The sequence below is a fragment of the Pseudomonas salmasensis genome (assembly GCF_014268375.2).
GTDB classification, from domain to species: domain Bacteria; phylum Pseudomonadota; class Gammaproteobacteria; order Pseudomonadales; family Pseudomonadaceae; genus Aquipseudomonas; species Aquipseudomonas salmasensis.
In genome coordinates, this window is record NZ_CP077083.1 from 3,359,345 (window position 1) to 3,382,094 (window position 22,750).

General features: G+C 60.6%; 22 protein-coding genes and 1 pseudogene. 14 read left to right on the forward strand and 9 right to left on the reverse strand.

Annotation, left to right across the window (positions count from 1 at the left end):
• Positions 1 to 36: 36 nt before the first annotated feature.
• Positions 37 to 1,605 (forward strand): phospholipase D family protein, encoded by a 1,569-nt coding sequence (locus tag HU731_RS15165; RefSeq protein ID WP_186607058.1) that lies wholly within the window; start codon positions 37 to 39, stop codon positions 1,603 to 1,605.
• A gap of 124 nt (positions 1,606 to 1,729) precedes the next feature.
• Here HU731_RS15165 and HU731_RS15170 read toward each other — a convergent pair whose 3' ends face one another.
• Both HU731_RS15170 and HU731_RS15175 read right to left on the reverse strand, forming a co-directional pair.
• The gene (locus HU731_RS15170) at positions 1,730 to 2,872 is read right to left on the reverse strand and encodes an MFS transporter (RefSeq protein WP_186607059.1); all 1,143 of its coding nucleotides are present in this window, start codon (positions 2,870 to 2,872) and stop codon (positions 1,730 to 1,732) included.
• Between the two features lie 159 nt (positions 2,873 to 3,031).
• Positions 3,032 to 4,525, reverse strand: coding sequence for an aldehyde dehydrogenase (locus HU731_RS15175; protein ID WP_186607060.1), 1,494 nt, complete (start codon positions 4,523 to 4,525; stop codon positions 3,032 to 3,034).
• 230 nt (positions 4,526 to 4,755) lie between these two features.
• Here HU731_RS15175 and HU731_RS15180 point away from each other — a divergent pair, with 230 nt between their 5' ends.
• On the forward strand, positions 4,756 to 5,118 hold the full coding sequence (locus HU731_RS15180; RefSeq protein WP_014720478.1) for a cupin domain-containing protein: 363 nt from the start codon (positions 4,756 to 4,758) through the stop codon (positions 5,116 to 5,118).
• A gap of 149 nt (positions 5,119 to 5,267) precedes the next feature.
• Here the strand turns inward: HU731_RS15180 and rpmG are convergent, their stop codons facing one another.
• Together rpmG and rpmB are read right to left on the reverse strand one after the other, a co-directional pair.
• A complete protein-coding gene (gene rpmG / locus HU731_RS15185) occupies positions 5,268 to 5,423 on the reverse strand; it encodes a 50S ribosomal protein L33 (protein WP_003176906.1) in 156 nt (51 codons plus the stop codon).
• Between the two features lie 11 nt (positions 5,424 to 5,434).
• Entirely contained in the window at positions 5,435 to 5,668 is a 234-nt protein-coding gene (gene rpmB / locus HU731_RS15190; protein ID WP_003176907.1) for a 50S ribosomal protein L28, read from the reverse strand.
• A 457-nt stretch (positions 5,669 to 6,125) separates the two neighbouring features.
• Between rpmB and HU731_RS15195 the strand changes: the two genes are divergently transcribed.
• On the forward strand, positions 6,126 to 7,718 hold the full coding sequence (locus tag HU731_RS15195; RefSeq protein ID WP_120247455.1) for an ABC transporter substrate-binding protein: 1,593 nt from the start codon (positions 6,126 to 6,128) through the stop codon (positions 7,716 to 7,718).
• 123 nt (positions 7,719 to 7,841) lie between these two features.
• Here the strand turns inward: HU731_RS15195 and radC are convergent, their stop codons facing one another.
• Entirely contained in the window at positions 7,842 to 8,516 is a 675-nt protein-coding gene (gene radC / locus HU731_RS15200; RefSeq protein WP_014720480.1) for a RadC family protein, read from the reverse strand.
• Between the two features lie 142 nt (positions 8,517 to 8,658).
• Between radC and coaBC the strand changes: the two genes are divergently transcribed.
• The 4 genes and pseudogenes from coaBC to argB all read left to right on the forward strand — a co-directional run bounded on the left by coaBC (position 8,659) and on the right by argB (position 12,914).
• Positions 8,659 to 9,867: a bifunctional phosphopantothenoylcysteine decarboxylase/phosphopantothenate--cysteine ligase CoaBC gene (coaBC, locus tag HU731_RS15205; RefSeq protein WP_003195481.1), complete on the forward strand. Its 1,209-nt coding sequence runs from the start codon at positions 8,659 to 8,661 to the stop codon at positions 9,865 to 9,867.
• A 5-nt stretch (positions 9,868 to 9,872) separates the two neighbouring features.
• Positions 9,873 to 10,328 (forward strand): dUTP diphosphatase, encoded by a 456-nt coding sequence (gene dut / locus HU731_RS15210; protein ID WP_003195482.1) that lies wholly within the window; start codon positions 9,873 to 9,875, stop codon positions 10,326 to 10,328.
• 254 nt (positions 10,329 to 10,582) lie between these two features.
• Positions 10,583 to 11,989: pseudogene (locus HU731_RS15215) on the forward strand (phosphomannomutase/phosphoglucomutase); the annotation flags it as partial.
• A gap of 19 nt (positions 11,990 to 12,008) precedes the next feature.
• A complete protein-coding gene (argB, locus tag HU731_RS15220; RefSeq protein ID WP_032894535.1) occupies positions 12,009 to 12,914 on the forward strand; it encodes an acetylglutamate kinase in 906 nt (301 codons plus the stop codon).
• Positions 12,915 to 13,075: 161 nt separating this feature from the next.
• Here argB and pyrE read toward each other — a convergent pair whose 3' ends face one another.
• On the reverse strand, positions 13,076 to 13,720 hold the full coding sequence (pyrE, locus tag HU731_RS15225) for an orotate phosphoribosyltransferase (RefSeq protein WP_186607061.1): 645 nt from the start codon (positions 13,718 to 13,720) through the stop codon (positions 13,076 to 13,078).
• Between the two features lie 82 nt (positions 13,721 to 13,802).
• Between pyrE and crc the strand changes: the two genes are divergently transcribed.
• Positions 13,803 to 14,582, forward strand: a complete 780-nt coding sequence (gene crc / locus HU731_RS15230; RefSeq protein WP_003195493.1) for a catabolite repression control protein Crc — start codon at positions 13,803 to 13,805, stop codon at positions 14,580 to 14,582.
• 59 nt (positions 14,583 to 14,641) lie between these two features.
• Here the strand turns inward: crc and HU731_RS15235 are convergent, their stop codons facing one another.
• Complete coding sequence (locus HU731_RS15235; protein WP_032894534.1) at positions 14,642 to 15,010, reverse strand: DUF4870 domain-containing protein; 369 nt, start codon at positions 15,008 to 15,010, stop codon at positions 14,642 to 14,644.
• A 22-nt stretch (positions 15,011 to 15,032) separates the two neighbouring features.
• Entirely contained in the window at positions 15,033 to 15,755 is a 723-nt protein-coding gene (gene rph / locus HU731_RS15240; RefSeq protein ID WP_186607062.1) for a ribonuclease PH, read from the reverse strand.
• A gap of 287 nt (positions 15,756 to 16,042) precedes the next feature.
• Between rph and HU731_RS15245 the strand changes: the two genes are divergently transcribed.
• The 6 genes from HU731_RS15245 to HU731_RS15270 all read left to right on the forward strand — a co-directional run bounded on the left by HU731_RS15245 (position 16,043) and on the right by HU731_RS15270 (position 21,336).
• Positions 16,043 to 16,906, forward strand: coding sequence for a YicC/YloC family endoribonuclease (locus HU731_RS15245; protein WP_003195504.1), 864 nt, complete (start codon positions 16,043 to 16,045; stop codon positions 16,904 to 16,906).
• Positions 16,907 to 16,916: 10 nt separating this feature from the next.
• Positions 16,917 to 17,537 carry a guanylate kinase gene (gene gmk, locus HU731_RS15250; protein WP_003195506.1) on the forward strand — a complete coding sequence of 207 codons (621 nt, stop codon included), beginning with the start codon at positions 16,917 to 16,919 and terminating at the stop codon, positions 17,535 to 17,537.
• A gap of 167 nt (positions 17,538 to 17,704) precedes the next feature.
• The gene (rpoZ, locus tag HU731_RS15255) at positions 17,705 to 17,968 is read left to right on the forward strand and encodes a DNA-directed RNA polymerase subunit omega (protein ID WP_003195508.1); all 264 of its coding nucleotides are present in this window, start codon (positions 17,705 to 17,707) and stop codon (positions 17,966 to 17,968) included.
• A gap of 60 nt (positions 17,969 to 18,028) precedes the next feature.
• Positions 18,029 to 20,134, forward strand: a complete 2,106-nt coding sequence (gene spoT / locus HU731_RS15260; RefSeq protein ID WP_003195510.1) for a bifunctional GTP diphosphokinase/guanosine-3',5'-bis pyrophosphate 3'-pyrophosphohydrolase — start codon at positions 18,029 to 18,031, stop codon at positions 20,132 to 20,134.
• 24 nt (positions 20,135 to 20,158) lie between these two features.
• Positions 20,159 to 20,539 (forward strand): deaminase RidA, encoded by a 381-nt coding sequence (locus HU731_RS15265; protein ID WP_003176922.1) that lies wholly within the window; start codon positions 20,159 to 20,161, stop codon positions 20,537 to 20,539.
• 56 nt (positions 20,540 to 20,595) lie between these two features.
• Positions 20,596 to 21,336 (forward strand): hypothetical protein, encoded by a 741-nt coding sequence (locus tag HU731_RS15270; RefSeq protein ID WP_186607063.1) that lies wholly within the window; start codon positions 20,596 to 20,598, stop codon positions 21,334 to 21,336.
• 386 nt (positions 21,337 to 21,722) lie between these two features.
• Here the strand turns inward: HU731_RS15270 and HU731_RS15275 are convergent, their stop codons facing one another.
• Positions 21,723 to 22,574, reverse strand: coding sequence for an SDR family oxidoreductase (locus HU731_RS15275; RefSeq protein ID WP_186607064.1), 852 nt, complete (start codon positions 22,572 to 22,574; stop codon positions 21,723 to 21,725).
• Positions 22,575 to 22,750: the final 176 nt, after the last annotated feature.

The window sequence follows — 22,750 nt, forward strand, 5'->3', positions numbered from 1 at the left end:
TGCCACAACCGCCCTGACCTGGAAGCAGTTTCCTTGATGATTCGACGGCTTTTACCGTTTTGCCTGCTGGGCGCCCTGGCCCTGGGCGGCTGCGCCACGGTCGACACCCCGCGCATCCCCAGTGACGCCCTGCCGGCGATGGACTCCTCGTTCGGGCGTTCGATCCAGGCCCAGGCCGCCCCCTACCAAGGGCGCTCGGGCTTTCGCTTGCTGCCCAACAGCAGTGAAGCCTTCATGGCCCGCGCCGAGTTGATCCGCAATGCCCAGACCAGCCTCGACTTGCAGTACTACATCGTGCACGACGGCATCAGCACCCGCATGCTCGTGGACGAACTGCTCAAGGCCGCCGACCGTGGGGTGCGCGTGCGCATTCTGCTGGACGACACCACCAGCGATGGCCTCGACCAGATCATCGCCACCCTCGCCGCCCATCCCAAGGTGCAGATACGCCTGTTCAACCCACTGCATTTGGGCCGTAGCACCGGCGTCACGCGGGCCATGGGCCGGGTATTCAACCTGTCACTGCAACACCGGCGTATGCATAACAAACTGTGGCTGGCCGATAACAGCGTGGCCATCGTGGGCGGGCGCAACCTGGGCGACGAGTATTTCGACGCCGAACCGAACCTGAATTTCACCGACATCGACATGCTCAGCGTGGGGCCGGTGGCCGAGCAATTGGGTCACAGCTTCGACCAGTACTGGAACAGCGCCCTGAGCAAGCCGATCGATGACTTCGTCTCGAACAAACCCTCCAAGGTCGACCTCGCCATCGCCCGCGGGCGCCTTGAGGCCTCACTGGCTCAGTCCCGTCAGCAGAACCACGCGCTGTATAACCGCCTGCGCAGTTACCAGACCCAACCGCGCATGGACATCTGGCGCCGCGAGTTGATCTGGGCTTGGAACCAGGCGCTGTGGGACGCACCAAGCAAGGTACTGGCCAAGGCTGACCCCGACCCACGGCTGCTGCTGACCACTCAGCTGGCGCCAGAGCTGGAGGGGGTCAGCCATGAGTTGATCATGATTTCGGCTTACTTCGTGCCGGGCCAACCTGGGCTGGTTTACCTCACAGGGCGTGCCGATGCGGGTGTTTCGGTGCGCCTGCTGACCAACGCCCTCGAAGCCACCGACGTACCGGCCGTGCATGGCGGTTATGCGCCGTATCGCAAGGCGTTGCTGGAACACGGGGTGAAGCTCTATGAACTGCGCAGGCAACCCGGCGACCCCAGCGCAAGCAGCGGCCCGCATCTGTTTCGGCATGGCAGCTGGCGCGGCTCGGACTCCAGCCTGCACAGCAAGGCGATGATCTTCGATCGAGAAAAGTCGTTTATCGGCTCGTTCAATTTCGACCCGCGCTCAGTGTTGTGGAACACCGAAGTCGGCGTACTGGTGGACAGCCCCGAGCTGGCCGAGCACGTACGCAACCTGGCGCTGGAAGGCATGGCGCCGGCGTTGAGCTATGAGGCCAAATTGCAGGAAGGCCAAGTGGTGTGGGTGACAGAAGACAACGGCCAGATGCACACCCTGACCCGCGAACCGGGCAGTTGGTGGCGGCGGTTCAACGCCTGGTTCGCCACCAGTGTTGGCCTGGAACGCATGCTCTAAAAACCCTGTAGGAGCGAGCTTGCTCGCGAAAAACGTCAACGATAACGCAGCGCATCTGGTTTAACGCGGCGTCCTCCGGTTTTTCGCGAGCAAGCTCGCTCCTACAATGGGTTGCATTTCAAGGTCAGGCCGGCTGTGTAGCGCCGAATGCCCCTTGGCGCAGCAATAGCATCACCAACCCCAACGCCCCCGCCGCCATCAGCAGCGGCAGTGCATGCCCGCTGATCCACTGGCTGCCCGCCCCCGCCACCAGCGGCCCAATCAGGCAGCCAATGCCCCACAGCTGCGCCACGTGAGCGTTGGCACGCACCAACGCATCGTCGCGGTAGCGCTCGCCAATCAAAATCAGCGACAAGGTGAACAATCCGCCGGCACTGGCGCCAAACAGCACCCACACCGGCCAGATCAGCACGGTGTGCATCAATAACGGCACCGCCAGGCTAGACGCCAGCAACAGCAGCGCACAGGCCAGGAACAAGGTCCGTCGCGGCAGGTAGTCGGCGAGCGCGCCAATGGGTAATTGCAGCAACGCATCGCCCACCACCACCGTGCTGACCATCGCCAAGGCGATCTCGGCGGTAAAACCCTGTTGCAGGCAGTACACCGGCAACAGCGTCAGGATCATCGCTTCGAAGGCAGCGAACAACGCCACGGCCCAGGCAATCGCTGGCAGGCCCAGGCAAAAGCGCCACAGGTCGCCAAACGTCACGCTGAACGAATCCGCCGTCGGCGCCCCGGTACGTCCCAGCAACAGCAGCGGTGCCACCACCAAAAGGCCCGCGCCGACCCAGAAGCCGTAGTCATGGTCGGTGCCAATCAGGCCCAGCAGCAATGGCCCCGACAGTTGGCTCAAGGCATAACTGCAGCCGTAGAGCGCCACCAGTCGGCCACGCCACTGCTCGACCACCAATTGGTTGATCCAGCTTTCGCCAAGGATGAATACGATGGTCAGGATCACCCCGATCATCAGCCTGAGCACCAGCCACACCGGGTAGCTGGGCAGAATCGCCAGCAAGCCGATGGACACCGCGCCGGCCCACAGGCACAGGCGCATCAGGTTGGCAGTGCCCAGCCAGGACGCCATACGGCTGGAGACCTTGGCCCCCAGCAGCACGCCGAACGCCGGCATCGCCGCCATCACGCCAATGGCGAAACTGCCATAACCCCAGCCTTCAAGACGCAGGGATACCAACGGCATGCTGACACCCAGGGCCAGGCCAACGCTGAGTACCGAGGCCAGCACGGCGAAATAAGTCGCCCAACGCATTGCCACGCTCCTGTGGATAATTCTGGTTCGCAAAACGAACTGTAGGAGCGAGCTTGCTCGCGAAAAACGTTAACGATGACGCGTTCATGCTGGATAAACGCGGCGCCTTCAGGTTCTTCGCGAGCAAGCTCGCTCCTACAGGGGGATCAGCGGTGTTGCTTAGAGCTTGATCCAGGTTGCTTTCAGTTCGGTGTACTTGTCGAACGCATGCAGCGACTTGTCGCGGCCATTACCCGACTGCTTGAAACCCCCGAACGGTGCGGTCATGTCGCCGCCGTCGTACTGGTTAACCCACACGCTGCCAGCACGCAGAGCCTTGGCCGTCAGGTGTGCCTTGGAGATATCCGCCGTCCACACCGCTGCGGCCAGGCCGTATTGGGTGTCGTTGGCGATGGCGATGGCTTCTTCGGCGCTGTCGAAAGTGATCACCGACAGGACTGGGCCAAAGATCTCTTCCTGAGCAATCTTCATGGCATTGGTCACGCCGTCGAAAATCGTCGGCTCGACGTAGGTGCCCCCGGACTCTTCCAGGGTGCGCTTGCCACCTGCGACCAGCTTGGCGCCATCGGCATGGCCGGCTTCAATGTACGACAGCACGGTGTTCATCTGCTGCGTATCCACCAAGGCACCCACAGTGGTGGCTGGGTCCAGCGGGTTGCCTGGCTTCCAGCCCTTGAGGGCCTCGATCACCAGCGGCAGGAAGGTGTCCTTGATCGAGCGCTCGACCAGCAGGCGCGAGCCGGCGGTGCAGACTTCGCCCTGGTTGAAGGCAATGGCGCTGGCGGCGGATTCGGCGGCCGCTTGCAGGTTCGGCGCATCGGCAAACACGATGTTCGGGCTCTTGCCACCGGCTTCCAGCCAGACACGCTTCATGTTCGATTCGCCGGAGCGGATCAACAGTTGCTTGGCGATCTTGGTGGAGCCCGTGAACACCAGGGTGTCGACGTCCATGTGCACCGCCAGGGCATTACCCACAGTGTGGCCATAGCCAGGCAGCACGTTGAACACGCCTTTCGGAATACCGGCCTCTACGGCCAGCGCGGCGATGCGGATGGCGGTCAGCGGGGATTTTTCGGACGGCTTCAGGATGACAGAGTTACCGGTGGACAGCGCCGGGCCGAGCTTCCAGCAGGCCATCATCAGCGGGAAGTTCCACGGCACGATGGCGCCAACAACGCCGACGGGCTCACGGATCACCAGGCCCAATTGATCGTGTGGCGTGGCCGCCACTTCGTCGTAGATCTTGTCGATCGCCTCGCCGCTCCAGCTCAGGGCTTGCGCCGCGCCGGGGACGTCGATGTTCAGGGAGTCGCTGATGGGCTTGCCCATGTCCAGGGTTTCGAGCAGCGCCAGCTCTTCGGCGTTAGCCTTGAGCAGCGCGGCGAAACGGATCATGACGGACTTGCGCTTGGCCGGCGCCAGGCGCGACCACACGCCGGAATTGAAGGTGGCACGCGCGTTTTCCACGGCGCGCTGGGCGTCGCTGGCATCACAGCTGGCGACAGTGGCCAGTAAGCGCCCATCCACCGGGCTGATGCATTCGAAGGTATCGCCGGAAACGGCGGCGGTGTATTCGCCATTGATATAGGCGCGGCCTTCGATCTTCAGAGCCTTGGCGCGTTGTTCCCAGTCGGCACGGGTCAGGGTGGTCATGCGAGTGTCCTCCTCTTATTGAATACAAGGGCCTGGGAGGTTTATCCCGGCGCCATCACGAATGCTTGCCCGACCAGCCTGCTGTTCGGCTCAAGGCAGCTGCCACCCTAAACCAGCGGCTGGGGATGTTTCAATATATTTGACATAACGGTGGCAAACGCCCTTGCGATGTTCATTTTAATAAACATAGACTTTGGGCTCTCCAACCGCAGGCCAGACGGGAAATGCACATGAGCATCCAGGACATCGTCGATTTCAGCCAAGCCAACACCGCCCCCGAACGCTATCGCCCTGCCGCTGAGAAAATCCTCAAGGGCGATCCCGAGCAGACACTCTACAACCACTACAACAGCCCATGCGGTCAGATGAACGCTGGCGTCTGGGAAGGCGAGGTGGGCCAGTGGAAGGTCAACTACACCGAGCATGAGTACTGCGAGATCGTGCAAGGCGTGTCGGTGTTGCGCGATGCCGAGGGGAATGCCAAGACGCTGCGCGCCGGCGACCGCTTTGTGATCCCTGCCGGTTTCAGCGGTACCTGGGAAGTGCTGGAAGCATGCCGCAAGATCTATGTGGTGTTTGAAGAGAAAGCCTGATCATTGATTGATCGACAGCGGGACGCTGAGCGTCCGAGACGGCATTCCCACGCAGAGCGTGGGAACGATCAGCAGAGCGTGGGAACGATCAGGCAAAAAAAAGCCCGCATCGTGAGATACGGGCTTTTTTTCACAAGGAAGAAAATCAATTACTTGATTTTGCCTTCTTTGTAGATCACGTGCTTGCGAACGCGCGGGTCGAACATTTTCTTTTCGAGCTTGTCCGGGGTAGTACGCTTGTTCTTGTCGGTAGTGTAGAAGTGACCAGTACCGGCGCTAGAGATCATTCGAATCAATTCACGCATGATAGAGCTCCTTAGATCTTGCCAGCGGCACGGATTTCGGCCAGCACGACAGTGATGCCACGCTTGTCGATAATACGCATGCCTTTAGCAGATACACGCAGGCGAACAAAACGTTTCTCTTCTTCAACCCAGAAGCGGTGATGCTGCAGGTTCGGCAGGAAACGACGACGGGTTTTGTTATTTGCGTGGGAAATGTTATTCCCAGTCACCGGACCCTTACCGGTAACTTGACAGACTCTCGACATGCCTCAGCCCTCTAAAACCACATGCCCAACCCGGCATGGGTTGGCCGCTTAATCTCTCAGTCATTTGGCGCCAGGCGCCGCGTTTCTTTAGGGTCTTACCGGCTACACCTACAGTGAAGGAACCGGGCCCCTAGAAAAGAGCGCTGCTTTATACCAGAAAGACCCCAGTGCAACAACAACCTGTGTATTTTTAGCAGCGAGAATTCTGGACACAAGTGCCTGAACCGCTGCCAGGAGGGGCCGCTGTAACAGCCGACCGCTCGTCGCACAGAATGATTTACAACGCCTGCGGTCACAGGGAAGTGCACGGCGCAACACGCGCAGGCGCCATCAAAACAGCATTTTGGCCAAAAGCACAGGCAAAAATGGGCTAGTCATTTATCAATCAGACCTCTACGGTAGGCTTTTTCCAGACTGCACTCGCAGATGGGCCTTCGATCTGCACAGGAAACCGAATATGCGCCTCGCTGCCCTACCGCTGTTGCTTGCCCCTCTCTTTATTGCGCCGATGGCCGTTGCGGCCACCAATTTGAGCGTTTGCACCGAGGCCAGCCCCGAAGGGTTCGATGTGGTGCAGTACAATTCGCTGACCACCACCAACGCCTCGGCCGACGTGCTGATGAACCGTTTGGTGGAATTCGACGCGGCCAGTGGCAAGTTGGTACCGAGCCTTGCAGACAGCTGGGAAGTGTCGCCCGATGGGCTGACGTACACCTTCAAGCTGCACCCCGATGTGAAATTCCATCGCACCAGCTATTTCAGCCCTAGCCGCACCCTGACCGCCGAAGACGTGCGCTTCAGCTTCGAGCGTATGCTCGACCCGGCCAACCCGTGGCACAAGATCGCCCAGAGCGGCTTTCCTCACGCCCAATCCCTGCAATTGCCCACACTGGTCAAGAAAATCGACGCCCTTGACCCGCTGACCGTGCGCTTCACCCTAGACCACGCCGACTCCACCTTCCTGCCGGCGCTGAGCATGGGCTTTGCCTCGATCTACCCGGCCGAATATGCCGACAAACTGCTCAAGGCCGGCACACCCGAAAAGCTCAACAGCCAGCCGATCGGCACCGGCCCGTTTGTGTTCGTGCGTTTCCAGAAAGACGCCGTGGTGCGTTACAAGGCCAACCCGGACTACTTCGCCGGCAAACCGGCGGTGGATAACCTGATTTTCGCCATCACCCCGGACGCCAACGTACGCCTGCAGAAGCTGCACCGCGATGAATGCCAGATCGCCCTGTCGCCCAAGCCTCTGGATGTGGGCGAGGCCGAAAAAGACCCGGCACTGAAGGTGGAAAAAACCGCCGCATTCATGACCGCATTCGTCGCCATCAACAGCCAGCACCCGCCGCTGGACAAGCCCGAAGTGCGCCAGGCGATCAACCTGGCCTTTGATAAGGGCAGCTACCTCAAGGCCGTGTTCGAAGGCACCGCCGAAGCGGCCAACGGTGTCTACCCGCCGAACACCTGGAGCTATGCCAAAGAGTTGCCAGGCTACCCGCAGGACCTCGCCAAAGCCAAGGCGCTGCTGGGCCGCGCCGGGCTCAAGGACGGCTTCAAAACCACGATATGGACCCGCCCTACCGGCAGCCTGCTCAACCCCAACCCGAACCTCGGCGCCCAACTGTTGCAGGCCGACCTGGCCAAGGTTGGCATCCAGGCCGAGATTCGCGTGATCGAATGGGGCGAGTTGATCCGCCGCGCCAAGGCCGGCGAGCACGACTTGCTGTTCATGGGCTGGGCCGGCGACAACGGCGACCCGGATAACTTCCTGACGCCGCAGTTCTCCTGCGCCGCGGTAAAATCCGGCACCAACTTCGCCCGCTATTGCGACCCCACCCTGGACAAGTTGATCAGTGCCGGCAAAACCACCAGCGAGCAAGGCGTGCGCAGCAAGCTGTATCAGCAGGCTCAGGCGCAGATCCAGCAACAGGCGCTGTGGTTGCCGCTGGCGCATCCGACAGCGTTTGCCTTGACCCGCAAGAACATCGACGGGTACCAGGTAAGCCCGTTCGGCCGCCAGGACTACTCGAAGGTCAGCCTCAAGCCCTAAGCCCTACCACCTGTAGGAGCGAGCTTGCTCGCGAAAATCGTCAACGATGACGCGGAAAACCTGACGCCCCGCGGGGTTCTCAGGTTTTTCGCGAGCAAGCTCGCTCCTACAGCGGCAGGGCCATTACAGCCAACCGTATTCAGCCATCGACAGCGGGTCACCATCGCCCACGATGATGTGGTCCAGCACCCGCACATCCACCACGTCCAGCGCCTTTTGCAGCAGCTTGGTCAATTTTCGATCAGCCGCGCTGGGCTCCGCACTCCCCGACGGGTGGTTGTGACACAGGATCAACGCCGCCGCGTTGTACGCCAAGGCGCGCTTGACCACTTGCCGCGGATAGACAATCGCAGCGTCGATGGTGCCCTGGGAAATGACCTCGAACCCCAGCACCCGATGCTTTGAGTCCAGGAACAGGCAGCCGAAGATCTCATGGGGCTCATGGCGCAGCAGCGCCTTGAGGTACTCGCGCACGGCCAGCGGGCTTTCCAGCACCGAGTCAGCCCGCAAGCGCTCGGCCAGGTGGCGTCGGGACATTTCCAGCACCGCCTGCAATTGTGCGAACTTCGCCGGGCCCAGTCCCAAATGCTGGCTAAATAGCGTTTGGCTGGCCTCCAATAACGGGCGCAAACCACCAAATTGCGCCAACAGATGGCGCGCCAGGTCGACCGCACTTCGGCCGGCAACCCCCGTACGCAGGAAGATCGCCAACAGCTCGGCATCGGACAGGCTCGCCGCGCCGCCTTCCAACAGCTTCTCCCGCGGACGCTCCGCCACGGGCCAATCCCGAATACTCATCCCACCTCCCTGTATCTGCTCCGCTGTTGCCCGGCGGGCGCTGTGTTATCGTAGGGCCCTCTTTTTTGCCGGCGATTTCACCTGGGGAGGGGTCATCGCGGGCGTCACTGAACTGGCATCACTGAACTGGAAAGGCAAACCAATGCAGCGTCTGTATCGGAAACGCATCGTTCTCGGCGTCGGCGGCGGCATTGCCGCCTACAAGAGCGCAGAGTTGGTTCGCAGGCTCCTGGACCAGGGCGCCGAAGTGCGCGTGGTCATGACCCGTGGCGGCAGTGAGTTCATCACCCCGCTGACCATGCAGGCGTTGTCTGGCCACCCGGTTCACCTCGACCTGCTGGACCCGGCCGCAGAAGCCGCCATGGGCCATATCGAATTGGCCAAATGGGCCGACCTGGTGCTGATCGCCCCGGCGACAGCCGACCTGATCGCCCGCCTGGCCCAGGGCATTGCCGATGACCTGCTCACCACCCTGGTATTGGCCACCGACGCCACCGTCGCTATCGCACCGGCCATGAACCAGGCCATGTGGCGCGACCCGGCCACCCAAGCCAATACCCAACTCCTGCAAACCCGCGGCCTCAAGGTGTTCGGCCCGGCGTCCGGCAGCCAGGCCTGCGGCGACGTCGGCCTGGGCCGCATGCTCGAAGCCACAGACCTGGCGCAATGCGCCGCCGAGTGCTTCCAGCACCTGGCCCTGACCGGCAAGCACGTGCTGATCACCGCCGGCCCAACCCAGGAAAACATCGACCCGGTGCGCTACATCACCAACCATAGCTCAGGAAAAATGGGCTTTGCATTGGCTGAAGCGGCGGTCGAGGCAGGCGCACGGGTCACGCTGATCACAGGCCCCGTGCATTTGCCGACCCCTGATCGCGTCACGCGGATCGACGTAGTCAGCGCCCGGGACATGTTGGCAGCCTGCGAAGCCGCCATTCCCTGCGACCTGTTTATCGCCTCGGCAGCGGTTGCGGATTACCGCCCGGAGGTCGTGGCCCCACAGAAGCTCAAGAAAGACCCTACGAGCGGCGACGGCCTGCTCCTGCAAATGGTGCGTAACCCGGACATCCTGGCCACCATCGCTACCCGTCCAGACCGCCCGTTCAGCGTCGGCTTCGCTGCCGAGACCGAGCACCTGCTGGACTACGCCGCCCGTAAACTGAAAGACAAAAACCTCGACCTGATCGTTGCCAATGATGTCGCCAACCCGAGCATCGGCTTCAATAGCGAGGAAAATGCGTGCAGCGTGATCGACCGCGAACTGCACGCCACCCTTTTCGCCCAGACCAGCAAGGGCAAGATTGCCCGCCAACTGATCTCTTTTATCGCCCAACGGCTGAACCAGGTTTAATCTCCATGCACGCTTTACAAGCCAAGATCCTCGACCCACGCCTCGGCAACGAATTCCCCCTGCCGGCCTACGCCACACCGGGCTCCGCCGGCCTGGACCTGCGCGCCATGCTCAAAGAGGACACCGTCCTTGAGCCGGGCCAGACGATCCTGATTCCCACTGGCCTGTCGATCTATGTCGGCGATCCTGGCCTGGCGGCGCTGATCCTGCCGCGCTCCGGCCTGGGCCACAAACATGGCATCGTCCTCGGCAACCTGGTCGGCCTGATCGATTCGGACTACCAGGGCGAGTTGATGGTGTCGTGCTGGAACCGTGGCCAGACTGCTTTCAACATCGCCATCGGCGAGCGCATTGCCCAACTGGTATTGGTGCCGGTGGTGCAGGCGCATTTTGAATTGGTGCAGGAATTCGACGAAACCCAACGCGGCGCAGGCGGTTTTGGGCATTCCGGCAGCCACTGACTAAGCTGAACGTGGCCGGACGCCATCGTCCGGCCACGCGCCACCGCCCGGCTGTTCAGGATGAAGAATGCGCGGAAATAATCATCGAGATTTCTCTAATGAAATCAAAGGACTACGTAAAAATAATGCTAGGGCCAAAGCGCCGATGGCATTTTTACACCACGAACTCTCTGCCGAAAACGCCGTCATACCCTTCAGTTTGAGCCTGCCGGCCAGCCACATCAGGCCCGCCTTGCCCCCTTTCAGATGGAGTTTCCCCCGCGATGAGTACCGCAGCCCGCGTAGCCCCGACCTTTCCCGACAGCATTTTTCGCGCCTATGACATCCGTGGCGTGGTCCCCAAGACCCTGACCGCCGAAACCGCCTACTGGATCGGCCGCGCCATCGGCTCCCAGAGCCTGGCCCAGGGCGAACCCAACGTCTCGGTAGGCCGTGACGGCCGCTTGTCTGGCCCGGAGCTGGTCGAGCAACTGATCCAGGGCCTGGCTGACAGCGGTTGCCACGTCAGCGACGTCGGCCTGGTGCCAACCCCCGCGCTGTACTACGCCGCCAACGTACTGGCCGGCAAATCCGGGGTCATGCTTACCGGCAGCCACAACCCGTCGGACTACAACGGCTTCAAGATTGTCATCGCTGGCGACACCCTGGCCAATGAACAGATCCAGGCCCTGCACACCCGCCTGAAGACCAACGACCTGACCAGCGGCACCGGCAGCATTACCAAGGTCGATATCCTCCAGCGCTACTCCGATGAAATCACTCGTGACGTCAAGCTCGCGCGCCGCCTGAAAGTCGTGGTGGACTGCGGCAACGGCGCAGCAGGCGTGATTGCCCCGCAACTGCTCGAAGCCCTGAACTGCGAAGTGATCCCCCTGTTCTGCGAAGTGGACGGCAACTTCCCCAATCATCACCCAGACCCAGGCAAGCCGGAAAACCTGGTGGACCTGATCGCCAAGGTCAAGGAAGTGGGCGCCGACGTCGGCCTGGCCTTCGATGGCGACGGCGACCGTGTGGGCGTGGTGACCGAAACCGGCGAGATCGTGTTCCCGGACCGCCTGCTGATGCTGTTTGCCCGTGACGTAGTGGCGCGCAACCCCAACGCCGAGATCATCTTCGACGTGAAATGCACGCGCCGCCTCACGCCACTGATCAAGGAATACGGTGGTCGCCCGCTAATGTGGAAGACCGGTCATTCGTTGATCAAAAAGAAAATGAAGGAAACCGGCGCGCTGTTGGCCGGTGAAATGAGCGGCCACGTGTTCTTCAAGGAGCGCTGGTTCGGGTTTGACGATGGTATTTACAGCGCCGCTCGCCTGCTGGAGATCCTCAGCAAGGAGAAATCCACGGCCGAAGAGCTGTTTCAGACCTTCCCGAATGATATTTCTACGCCTGAGATCAATATCCATGTGACCGAGGAGAGCAAATTCAGCATCATTGACGCATTGCACGATGCGCAATGGGGTGAAGGCGCCAACCTGACCACCATTGATGGTGTGCGAGTCGATTACGCCAAAGGCTGGGGCCTGGTTCGCGCGTCCAACACCACACCGGTGCTGGTCCTGCGTTTCGAGGCGGATACCGAGGCTGAGTTGCAGCGCATCAAGGACGTGTTCCACGCCCAGTTGAAACGTGTTGCCCCTGATCTCCAATTACCGTTCTGATTTTTGCCCGGAGCCCTGAATGACCCTCGAACGCGAAGCCGCTGCCAACACCGCCAAGGTCCTGTCCGAAGCGTTGCCTTATATTCGACGCTACGTCGGCAAGACGCTGGTGATCAAGTACGGCGGCAATGCCATGGAAAGCGATGAGCTGAAAACCGGCTTTGCCCGCGACATCGTGCTGATGAAGGCTGTGGGGATCAACCCCGTGGTCGTCCACGGCGGCGGCCCGCAAATTGGCGACCTGCTCAAGCGGTTGTCGATCGAGAGTCACTTCATCGATGGCATGCGTGTCACTGACGCGCAAACCATGGACGTGGTGGAAATGGTCCTCGGCGGCCAGGTCAACAAAGACATCGTCAACCTGATCAACCGCCACGGCGGCAGCGCCATCGGCCTGACCGGCAAGGATGCGGAGCTGATTCGAGCGAAAAAGCTCACCGTTACCCGCAAGACACCCGAGATGACCCAGCCAGAAATCATCGATATCGGCCAGGTGGGTGAAGTGGTAGGCGTGAACACCGACCTGCTCAACCTGCTGGTCAAGGGTGACTTCATCCCGGTGATCGCACCGATTGGCGTGGGTGCCAATGGCGAGTCGTACAACATCAACGCCGACCTGGTGGCGGGCAAAGTGGCGGAAGCACTGAAGGCTGAAAAGCTGATGCTGCTGACCAACATCGCCGGCCTGATGGACAAGGAAGGCAAGGTACTGACCGGCTTGACCACCCAACAGGTGGACGACCTGATCGCCGACGGCACCATCTACGGCGGCATGCTGCCCAAGATCCGCTGCGCGCTGGAAGCAGTGCAAGGCGGCGTCGGCAGCTCGCTGATCATCGATGGCCGCGTGCCGAATGCGGTACTGCTGGAAATCTTCACGGATACCGGTATGGGCACGCTGATCAGTAACCGCAAGCGGCCTTAATCGCTGCAAACAAAAAAGCCCCGCTCAATTGAATTGAGCGGGGCTTTTTTGTAGGAGCGAGCTTGCTCGCGAAAAACGTCAACGATAACGCGTGCTTCCTGAATGAACGCGGCGCCTGGGAGTTTTTCGCGAGCAAGCTCGCTCCTACAGGGAGAGCGGTGTCAGACGCCGAACTGCTCGCGGTAGGCACGCACAGCCGGCAAATGCTGCTTGAGCTGCGGGTCATCTTCCAGGAACTGCAACACCTGGTTCAGCGACACGATGCTCACCACCGGAATGCCGAAGTCACGCTCCACTTCCTGGATCGCCGACAACTCACCGTTGCCGCGCTCCTGGCGGTTCAGGGCGATCAGCACACCGGCAGCCTTGGCGCCTTCCTGGGAAGCGATGATCTGCATCACTTCACGGATAGCAGTACCCGCGGTGATCACGTCATCGATGATCAGCACATCGCCGGTCAATGGCGCGCCGACCAGGCTGCCGCCTTCACCATGGGCCTTGGCTTCCTTACGATTGAAACACCACGGCAGGTCCTGCCCGTGATGCTCCGCCAGGGCTACCGCTGTCGCCGCAGCCAGGGGAATGCCCTTGTAGGCCGGGCCAAAGAGTACGTCGAAGGAAATACCGCTCTCAACGATGGCTGCCGCATAGAAACGGCCCAGCTGAGCCAGGGCCGAACCTGAATTGAACAGGCCCGCATTGAAGAAGTACGGGCTGGTGCGCCCGGACTTGAGGGTGAACTCACCGAAGCGTAAAACGCCGCGATCGATGGCAAAACGAATGAAATCGCGCTGATACGCCTGCATGAAAAAAGCCTCAGATACCACGGATTTAGCTAATTGGGTGGACGGCGTGTATCATACACGCACGCGATTTTTGGGGCCATTTATGCGGATCATCAGTGTGAACGTTAATGGTATTCAGGCTGCAGTCGAGCGTGGTTTGCTCAGTTGGCTGCAAGCACAGAATGCCGACGTCATCTGCCTGCAGGACACCCGTGCCTCCGCCTTTGAACTGGACGACCCAGCCTTCCAACTGGATGGCTACTTCCTTTATGCCTGCGATGCCGAAGTACCCACCCAAGGTGGCGTGGCTTTGTACTCGCGGTTGCAACCCAAGGCGGTCATCAGCGGCCTCGGCTTCGAGACAGCCGACCGCTACGGGCGTTACCTGCAAGCCGATTTCGACAAGGTCAGCATCGCGACCTTGCTGCTTCCTTCCGGGCAGAACGGCGATGAAGACTTGAACCAGAAATTCAAGCTAATGGACGATTTCGCCCGTTACTTGGATAAACAGCGACGCAAACGTCGCGAGTACATTTATTGTGGCTCGCTGTACGTGGCGCAACAGAAGCTGGATATCAAGAACTGGCGCGACAGCCAGCAATCCCCAGGCTTCCTGGCGCCGGAACGCGCCTGGATGGACGAGATTGTCGGCAACATGGGCTATGTCGATGCCCTGCGCGAAGTCAGCCGCGAAGGCGACCAGTACAGCTGGTGGCCGGATAACGAACAGGCCGAGATGCTCAACCTGGGCTGGCGTTTCGACTACCAGCTGCTGACCCCAGGCCTGCGCCGGTTCGTGCGCAGCGCACGCCTGCCGCGCCAGCCGCGCTTCTCGCAGCACGCGCCGCTGATCGTGGACTACGACTGGACATTGACCATCTGAGGTCATTCTCCAGGCACAAAAAAACCGACAGTGATGTCGGTTTTTTTGTGGCCGCTCGGTTACTTGACCAGGCGCCAGGTCCACGGATAGCGATAGGCAATGCCTTTGTTGGCCTTGATACCGGCGATGATCGTCAGTATCAACGCCCCGATCACCAGCACGGTCATCAGCAAGAAGCCGACCACCACAAAGCCCAACAACAGGCACACCAGCCAGGCGATCGCCACGGTGATCTGGAAATTCAGCGCTTCCTTGCCCTGGTCATCGACGAGCGGGTCCATGTCCTTCTTGAATTGCCACAGGATCAACGGCCCGAGCAAGCTGCCGAAGGGAAATACCAACCCCAGGAATGCCGCGAAATGACACAACATTGCCCACTGGCGTACTTCCTTGGACGGTGCCGGAACTGGCAACTGGCTGTCATTCATGGTGCTTCTCCTTGGGGCCGGCTCAGTCAGCCAGCGCGGCGTTCTGCAATTCAAAGATTTCGGTCATGCCCTTCTGGGCCAAGGCCAGCATGGCGTTCAGCTCAGCCGGCTGGAATGGCGCGCCTTCGGCAGTACCCTGCACTTCGATGAAACCACCGGTGCTGGTCATGACCACATTGAGATCGGTCTCGGCAGCCGAGTCTTCCAGGTAGTCCAGGTCCAGCACAGGCCCGCCCTGGTACATACCCACCGATACAGCGGCGATCATTTGCTTGAGCGGGTCACCCGCTTTCAGACCGCCGCGCTTCTTGATCACTTTCAAAGCATCAACCAGGGCCACCATGGCGCCAGTGATGGACGCCGTGCGGGTACCGCCGTCAGCCTGGATCACATCGCAATCGACGTAGAGGGTGACGTCACCCAGCTTGGACATATCCAGGGCGGCACGCAGGGAGCGGCCGATCAGGCGCTGGATTTCCAGGGTACGCCCGCCTTGCTTGCCACGGCTGGCTTCACGCTGGTTACGCTCGCCCGTGGCGCGCGGCAGCATGCCGTATTCAGCGGTCAACCAACCCTGGCCCTGGCCCTTGAGGAAGCGCGGCACGCCGTTTTCGACGCTGACAGTGCAGATGACCTTGGTATCGCCAAACTCGACCAGTACGGATCCCTCGGCGTGTTTGGTGTAGTTGCGGGTGATGCGGATCGAGCGGAGCTGATCGGCAGCGCGACCACTTGGACGTTTCATAGGGGATACCTGTACTGAGGACGAAAAACTGCCGAGCATTATAGAGCCGCGAACCGGTTCGGGGCACTTCTAAAAAATCCGGTTACCAATGCCCGGGTTTGGGCGACCCCCTCCCACTGCGCTACAATCCTGCGCCTCCAGACTGTAGGAGCGAGCTTGCTCGCGAAAAACGTCAACGATTACGGGGCCTTCCTGATTCAACGCGGTGCCCTTGCGTTCTTCGCGAGCCAACTCGCTCCTACAGGTCGGCCTGGCCAATTTCTATTTATCCAACGCGAGGTACCTCCATGGTCCACAGCATGACCGCCTTCGCCCGTGTCGAAAAAGCCGGGGCCCAAGGCACCCTCAGCTGGGAACTGCGCTCGGTCAACAGCCGTTACCTGGAGCCGCACCTGCGCCTGCCAGAGTCATTCCGCGACCTTGAGGGTGCCGTGCGTGAAGCGCTGCGCCAGGGCATCTCCCGCGGCAAGCTGGAATGCACCCTGCGCTTTACCGAAGAAACCACCGGCAAGCCGCTGCAGGTCGACCGCGACCGCGCCGCCCAACTGGTGGCCGCGGCCGAAACCATCGCCGGCCTGATCAAACAGCCAGCCGCATTGAACCCTCTGGAAGTATTGGCCTGGCCCGGCGTGCTGGTGGCCGACGCAGCCGACCCACAGGCCCTGAATGCCGAAGCCCTCGCCCTGTTCAACCAGGGCCTGAAGGAGCTCAAGGCCGGCCGTGAACGCGAAGGCGCCGAACTGGCGCGCCTGATCAACGAGCGGCTGACCTCGATCGAAGCCGACGTAGTGACCCTGCGCGAACTGGTACCGCAGATGCTCGCCACCCAGCGCCAGAAGGTCCTCGACCGCTTCACCGACATGAAGGCCGACCTCGATCCGACGCGCCTGGAACAGGAAATGGTCCTGCTCGCGCAGAAGAGCGACGTGGCCGAAGAACTCGACCGCCTGAGCACCCATATCCTTGAAGTGCGCCGCGTACTCAAGTCGGGCGGTGCCGCCGGTCGGCGCCTGGACTTCCTGATGCAGGAACTCAACCGCGAAGCCAATACACTGGGCTCCAAAGCGTTCGACCCGCGCAGCACCACGGCGGCGGTCAACCTCAAAGTGTTGATCGAGCAAATGCGCGAACAAGTACAGAATATTGAGTAAGGCACCCTCCATGACCCACAGCACCGGCACCCTTTACATCATTTCCGCCCCTTCGGGCGCGGGCAAGAGCAGCCTGGTCAAGGCCTTGACCGACGCTGACGAGCAGATCCGCATTTCGGTCTCCCATACCACCCGCGCCATGCGCCCGGGCGAAGTGGACGGCGTGCACTATCACTTCGTCGAGCGTACCGAGTTCGTCAAGATGATCGAACACGGTGACTTCCTGGAGCGCGCCGAAGTGTTCGGCAACCTTTATGGCACCTCGCAAAGCCACCTGCAGCAGACCCTGGACGAAGGCCACGACCTGATCCTGGAAATCGACTGGCAGGGCGCCGAGCAAGTGCGCCAGCTGATGCCCAAGGCGCGCTCCATCTTCATCCTGCCGCCCTCGCTCCAAGCCCTGCACCAGCGCCTGACCAACCGCGGCCAGGACAGCGACGAGATCATCGAGGGCCGCATGCGTGAGGCCGTCAGCGAAATGAGCCACTACGTCGACTACGACTACCTGATCATCAATGACGACTTTGCCCACGCACTGGACGATTTGAAGGCGATTTTCCGCGCCAACCAACTGCAGCAAAAGCGCCAACAGCAACGTTTCGGCAAATTACTCGCCGAATTGCTCGGCTGATTGGCTCTTCCCAAAACAGCTGCAAGGGCCTTACATTGGCACTTGTAGCGGTTTTGCGAAGGCCTGCGAAAAATCAGCGCTTCCCTAAACGCTGGTGATTTTTTAAACTGCTCAGTCCGCTCGCCCAACCGGGCAGCGCGCATCTTGCATTCGCTCCGAGGAATACCATGGCCCGCGTAACCGTTGAAGACTGCCTAGAACACGTGGATAACCGCTTTGAGCTGGTCATGCTCTCTACCAAGCGTGCCCGTCAACTGGCCACTGGCGGCAAAGAGCCCCTGGTCCAGTGGGAAAACGACAAGCCTACCGTTGTAGCCCTGCGTGAAATCGCTGAAGGCCTGATGAGCTACGAGTTCATCGCCAACGCCGAAATCGTTGAAGACGAACCGCTGTTTGCAGCGTTCGAAGGCGAGTCCAACGAGGACGTCTAAGCCTATGCCTGGTCGACGTAGCACGGCGCGGGGTCACAGCCATCGGCAGGAGTTCACACTTTGCCGAGCATAGACGCCCTCGCCGATCGCTTATCGGCCTACCTCGGCGCCGACCAGGTCAACCTGGTTCGCCGAGCGTATTTCTACGCCGAACAAGCCCACGATGGCCAGCGCCGCCGCAGTGGCGAGGCGTATGTCACCCATCCTCTTGCGGTGGCCAATATTCTTGCCGACATGCACATGGACCATCAGAGCCTGATGGCTGCGATGCTGCATGACGTGATCGAAGACACCGGCATTGCCAAGGAAGCGCTCAGTGCGCAATTTGGCGAAACCGTGGCCGAACTGGTCGATGGGGTCAGCAAGCTGACCCAGATGAACTTCGAGACCAAGGCCGAAGCCCAGGCGGAAAACTTCCAGAAGATGGCCATGGCCATGGCCCGAGACATTCGGGTGATCCTGGTCAAGCTGGCCGACCGGCTGCACAACATGCGCACGCTGGAAGTGCTGTCCGGCGAAAAACGCCGACGCATCGCCAAGGAAACCCTGGAAATCTATGCGCCCATCGCCAACCGGCTGGGAATGCACGCCATTCGTATCGAATTCGAAGACCTCGGCTTTAAAGCCATGCACCCCATGCGTTCGGCGCGCATCTACCAGGCGGTCAAGCGCGCACGGGGCAACCGCAAGGAAATCGTCAACAAGATCGAAGAGTCCCTGAGCCATTGCCTGGCGATCGACGAGATCGAGGGCGAGGTCAGCGGTCGGCAAAAGCACATCTACGGCATCTACAAGAAGATGCGCGGCAAGCGCCGGGCCTTCAACGAGATCATGGACGTGTACGCGTTCCGGATCATCGTCGACAAGGTCGATACCTGCTACCGCGTGCTGGGCGCTGTACATAATTTGTACAAGCCGCTGCCGGGCCGGTTCAAGGACTACATCGCAATTCCCAAGGCCAACGGCTACCAGTCGCTGCATACCACCCTGTTTGGCATGCACGGGGTGCCGATCGAGATCCAGATCCGCACCCGCGAAATGGAAGAGATGGCCAACAACGGCATCGCCGCCCACTGGCTGTACAAATCCAGCGGCGACGAGCAGCCCAAAGGTACCCATGCCCGTGCGCGCCAATGGGTCAAGGGTGTGCTGGAAATGCAGCAACGTGCCGGCAACTCCCTGGAATTTATCGAAAGCGTGAAGATCGACCTGTTCCCGGACGAGGTCTACGTGTTCACGCCCAAAGGCCGGATCATGGAGCTGCCCAAAGGCTCCACGGCGGTCGACTTTGCCTACGCAGTGCACACCGATGTCGGCAACAGCTGCATCGCCTGTCGCATCAACCGGCGCCTGGCCCCGCTGTCCGAACCGCTGCAAAGCGGCTCCACGGTGGAGATCGTCAGCGCACCGGGCGCTCGCCCGAACCCGGCCTGGCTCAACTTTGTGGTCACCGGCAAGGCGCGTACGCATATTCGCCACGCGCTGAAATTGCAGCGCCGCTCAGAGTCCATCAGCCTGGGCGAACGCCTGCTGAACAAGGTGCTCAACGGCTTCGACAGCGCCCTGGATAAGATCCCGCAAGAGCGCGTGCAAGCGATGCTCCACGAGTACCGCCAGGAAACCATCGAAGACCTGCTGGAAGATATCGGCCTGGGTAACCGCATGGCCTATGTGGTTGCGCGCCGCCTGCTGGGCGAAGGCGAACAGCTGCCAAGCCCTGAAGGCCCGCTGGCGATTCGCGGCACCGAAGGCCTGGTGCTCAGCTACGCCAAATGTTGCACGCCGATCCCGGGCGACCCGATTGTCGGCCACTTGTCCGCAGGCAAGGGCATGGTGGTGCACTTGGACAACTGCCGCAACATCACCGAAATCCGCCACAACCCGGAAAAATGCATCCAGCTCTCGTGGGCCAAGGATGTCACCGGCGAATTCAACGTCGAACTGCGGGTGGAGCTGGAACACCAGCGCGGCCTGATCGCCCTGCTGGCCAGCAGCGTCAACGCCGCCGACGGCAACATCGAGAAAATCAGCATGGACGAACGCGATGGTCGCATCAGCGTGGTCCAACTGGTGGTCAGCGTGCACGACCGCGTGCACCTGGCCCGCGTGATCAAAAAGCTGCGCGCCTTGACCGGTGTGATCCGCATCACCCGCATGCGTGCATAACCGATCCATTACAAGGAGTCATTCATGACCAAGACAGTTATCACCAGCGATAAAGCTCCAGCTGCCATCGGCACTTATTCCCAGGCGATCAAGGCGGGCAACACCGTCTACATGTCCGGCCAGATCCCGCTGGACCCAAAGACCATGGAACTGGTTGAAGGCTTCGAAGCCCAGACCGTACAGGTCTTTGAAAACCTCAAGTCCGTGGCTGAAGCTGCCGGTGGTTCGTTCAAGGACATCGTCAAGCTGAACATCTTCCTCACCGACCTCAGCCACTTCGCCAAGGTCAACGAGATCATGGGCAAGTACTTCGAACAACCTTACCCAGCCCGCGCCGCCATCGGCGTTGCCGCCCTGCCAAAGGGTGCACAGGTTGAGATGGACGCCATTCTCGTCATCGAGTAAAACACCCGGCGCAGCCCCAACAGGCTGCGCCGACTTCGTTTCAGAAGGATTTCGTAATGCGCAAAGCGCTTGTAGCCTCTTCGTTGCTCGCCCTGTTGCTCGGCGGCTGTGCCAGTAACCCCGCCGACCTGGATGTAAGCGGCACCTGGATCAACCAGGCCGCCATCGACGCGGCAGCCAAAGGCGGCCCTTTGCGTGAAGCCCTGCAGTCTTATGGCCCCAACCTTGAGTGGGAGGTCAACACCAAGGCCTTGCAGGCGCGCTACTACAACGGTTTTGAAGTGGCGGAAGGCAAGTTGTCGGGTGAAAAGCCCGGCGCGTGGAACGTGGATTTCTATGGCAGCTCTGCCACCGAACTCAAACGCAAAGGCAAGCAACTGCTGCAAGTGGCCAACGACAATGAACCCGAGCAGCTGTTTGCCCGCGCCAAAGACCCGGCCCCAGAAGGCGCGCCATTGGGCGCCAACTTCGAACGCGCACTGTATGCAGCCTATATGGGCGGCGACTGGAAGATCAGCGACGGCACCGGCAGCGGCGCCACGGTGCAGTTCCAGGCTGACGGCAAAGTCGCCGGCCTGCCGGGGGTTGATCGTTATTCGCTCTGCCTGGCAGGCGACTGCGCTTCCATGAGCGGCGGCTATGACAGCATCTGGCTGCAACTGAACGGCCAGGGCAACCCCTGGATCTTCGCGCGCAAGGGTGAGCAACTGGAGATCTTCCAGGCGATCAATACGGCGCAGACCGATGAAGTGCCTTCGTTTACGCCAGGCCCGCGCCAGTGGCTGCTTGAAAAGTAATAAAAGCCTCACCTGAATCAAAATGTGGAAGCCGGCTTGCCTGCGAGAATCGTAGGTCTCCACACAACTCGATCAACGGTAACCACGATGCGAAGCGAGTCGCTCTTGATCTTGCTCTTGATCTGCTTTTGATCTCAGGCGCCCCGTTAAACCACGCTGGCGGATTACGGGCACACCGAGCCTAGGCGAGGTGCCGAGTGGTGGGGCAAGAGCCCTTTGGTTACTTTGGGCTGGGCCGGCATTCCGGCTCTTTTCCAAAGTGACCCGCTGTCAGAGCGGAACCCTAAGTGGCCGCTACCTAAATAACGGATATGTACCCGGTCCAACTGTGTTGACTGTTAGGCCGTCATCGCAGGCAAGCCAGCTCCCACATTTTTGACCACGCTTCAGCCTTTCAGGATCGCCGCATAGCCTTCCCGGTAGGTCGGGTATGTCGGCACCCAGCCAAGCGCCTTGATACGTGCATTACTGCATTGTTTGCTGCCAGCACGGCGCACACTGGCGTCCTCGGCCCACTCGGTCACACCCAGATACTCGCGCAGCCAGGCCACTACTTCGGCCAATGGCGCAGGCGCATCGTCGACGCCGATATAGACCTTTTCCAATGCACCACCCTTTTCCACATGCCGCAGCAAAAAGGCGAGCAGGCCCGCGGCGTCATCGGCGTGGATACGGTTGCCATACAACGGCGGATCAACCGCTACGCGGTAGCCTTGACGCACCTGGGTCAGCAGCCATTCACGGCCAGGGCCGTAGATGCCGGTCAAGCGCACGACGGTCGCTGGAATACCGCTATTGAGCGCCACTTGCTCAGCTTCCAGCATCACCTGCCCGGAATAGCCCTTCGCTTGCGTCTCGGACGTTTCGTCGACCCACTCGCCGTTCTGCTGCCCATACACACTGCTGCTGGAAACAAACAGCAAATGCTTGGGCGTCTGGCCGTAGTCGTCCAGCCACTCCAACACATGCAGCAACCCTTGCACGTAGGCGGCGCGATAGCCGGCTTCGTCGTGGTCAGTGGCAGCGGCGCAATACACCAGGTAATCCACCCCGCCGATGGGCCAGGTGTCGGGGCAGTCCTTTTTGAACAGGTCGCCGGCGATGCCGATCACGCCGTCGGGCAGGCGCGAAATATCGCGGCGCAGGCCATGAACCTCCCATTCCGAGACCAGCAATTGGCTAGCCAGCCGACTACCCACATCGCCGCAACCGGCAATCACAACAGAAGGCGCAGACATCACAAAACTCCATTCTCAAAGGCGCAGATTAGCCGCGCGAGTGGATCAACGGCCAGTAAAAAGCGAAATAAAGTAACAGTGCCACTTTAGTTAACAAGAATTACTTGCAATAATAACCGCCCATTTGTCCTCGACCCGAAATGGTCTGGAAGGACGATCACCCATTTTTTCTCTCA

Bases quoted from the DNA above. Each gene is read 5' to 3' on its own strand.
- HU731_RS15165 (WP_186607058.1), top strand. From the start codon at position 37: ATGATTCGACGGCTTTTACCGTTTTGCCTGCTGGGCGCCCTGGCCCTG.
- rpmG (WP_003176906.1), bottom strand. From the start codon at position 5,423: ATGCGTGAATTGATTCGAATGATCTCTAGCGCCGGTACTGGTCACTTC.
- HU731_RS15175 (WP_186607060.1), bottom strand. From the start codon at position 4,525: ATGACCACCCTGACCCGTGCCGACTGGGAACAACGCGCCAAGGCTCTG.
- HU731_RS15235 (WP_032894534.1), bottom strand. From the start codon at position 15,010: ATGAATGACAGCCAGTTGCCAGTTCCGGCACCGTCCAAGGAAGTACGC.
- crc (WP_003195493.1), top strand. From the start codon at position 13,803: ATGCGGATCATCAGTGTGAACGTTAATGGTATTCAGGCTGCAGTCGAG.
- HU731_RS15270 (WP_186607063.1), top strand. From the start codon at position 20,596: ATGCGCAAAGCGCTTGTAGCCTCTTCGTTGCTCGCCCTGTTGCTCGGC.
- gmk (WP_003195506.1), top strand. From the start codon at position 16,917: ATGACCCACAGCACCGGCACCCTTTACATCATTTCCGCCCCTTCGGGC.
- HU731_RS15265 (WP_003176922.1), top strand. From the start codon at position 20,159: ATGACCAAGACAGTTATCACCAGCGATAAAGCTCCAGCTGCCATCGGC.
- HU731_RS15180 (WP_014720478.1), top strand. From the start codon at position 4,756: ATGAGCATCCAGGACATCGTCGATTTCAGCCAAGCCAACACCGCCCCC.
- radC (WP_014720480.1), bottom strand. From the start codon at position 8,516: ATGAGTATTCGGGATTGGCCCGTGGCGGAGCGTCCGCGGGAGAAGCTG.
- coaBC (WP_003195481.1), top strand. From the start codon at position 8,659: ATGCAGCGTCTGTATCGGAAACGCATCGTTCTCGGCGTCGGCGGCGGC.
- pyrE (WP_186607061.1), bottom strand. From the start codon at position 13,720: ATGCAGGCGTATCAGCGCGATTTCATTCGTTTTGCCATCGATCGCGGC.
- argB (WP_032894535.1), top strand. From the start codon at position 12,009: ATGACCCTCGAACGCGAAGCCGCTGCCAACACCGCCAAGGTCCTGTCC.
- rpmB (WP_003176907.1), bottom strand. From the start codon at position 5,668: ATGTCGAGAGTCTGTCAAGTTACCGGTAAGGGTCCGGTGACTGGGAAT.
- HU731_RS15245 (WP_003195504.1), top strand. From the start codon at position 16,043: ATGGTCCACAGCATGACCGCCTTCGCCCGTGTCGAAAAAGCCGGGGCC.
- dut (WP_003195482.1), top strand. From the start codon at position 9,873: ATGCACGCTTTACAAGCCAAGATCCTCGACCCACGCCTCGGCAACGAA.
- HU731_RS15195 (WP_120247455.1), top strand. From the start codon at position 6,126: ATGCGCCTCGCTGCCCTACCGCTGTTGCTTGCCCCTCTCTTTATTGCG.
- HU731_RS15170 (WP_186607059.1), bottom strand. From the start codon at position 2,872: ATGCGTTGGGCGACTTATTTCGCCGTGCTGGCCTCGGTACTCAGCGTT.
- rpoZ (WP_003195508.1), top strand. From the start codon at position 17,705: ATGGCCCGCGTAACCGTTGAAGACTGCCTAGAACACGTGGATAACCGC.
- rph (WP_186607062.1), bottom strand. From the start codon at position 15,755: ATGAAACGTCCAAGTGGTCGCGCTGCCGATCAGCTCCGCTCGATCCGC.
- HU731_RS15275 (WP_186607064.1), bottom strand. From the start codon at position 22,574: ATGTCTGCGCCTTCTGTTGTGATTGCCGGTTGCGGCGATGTGGGTAGT.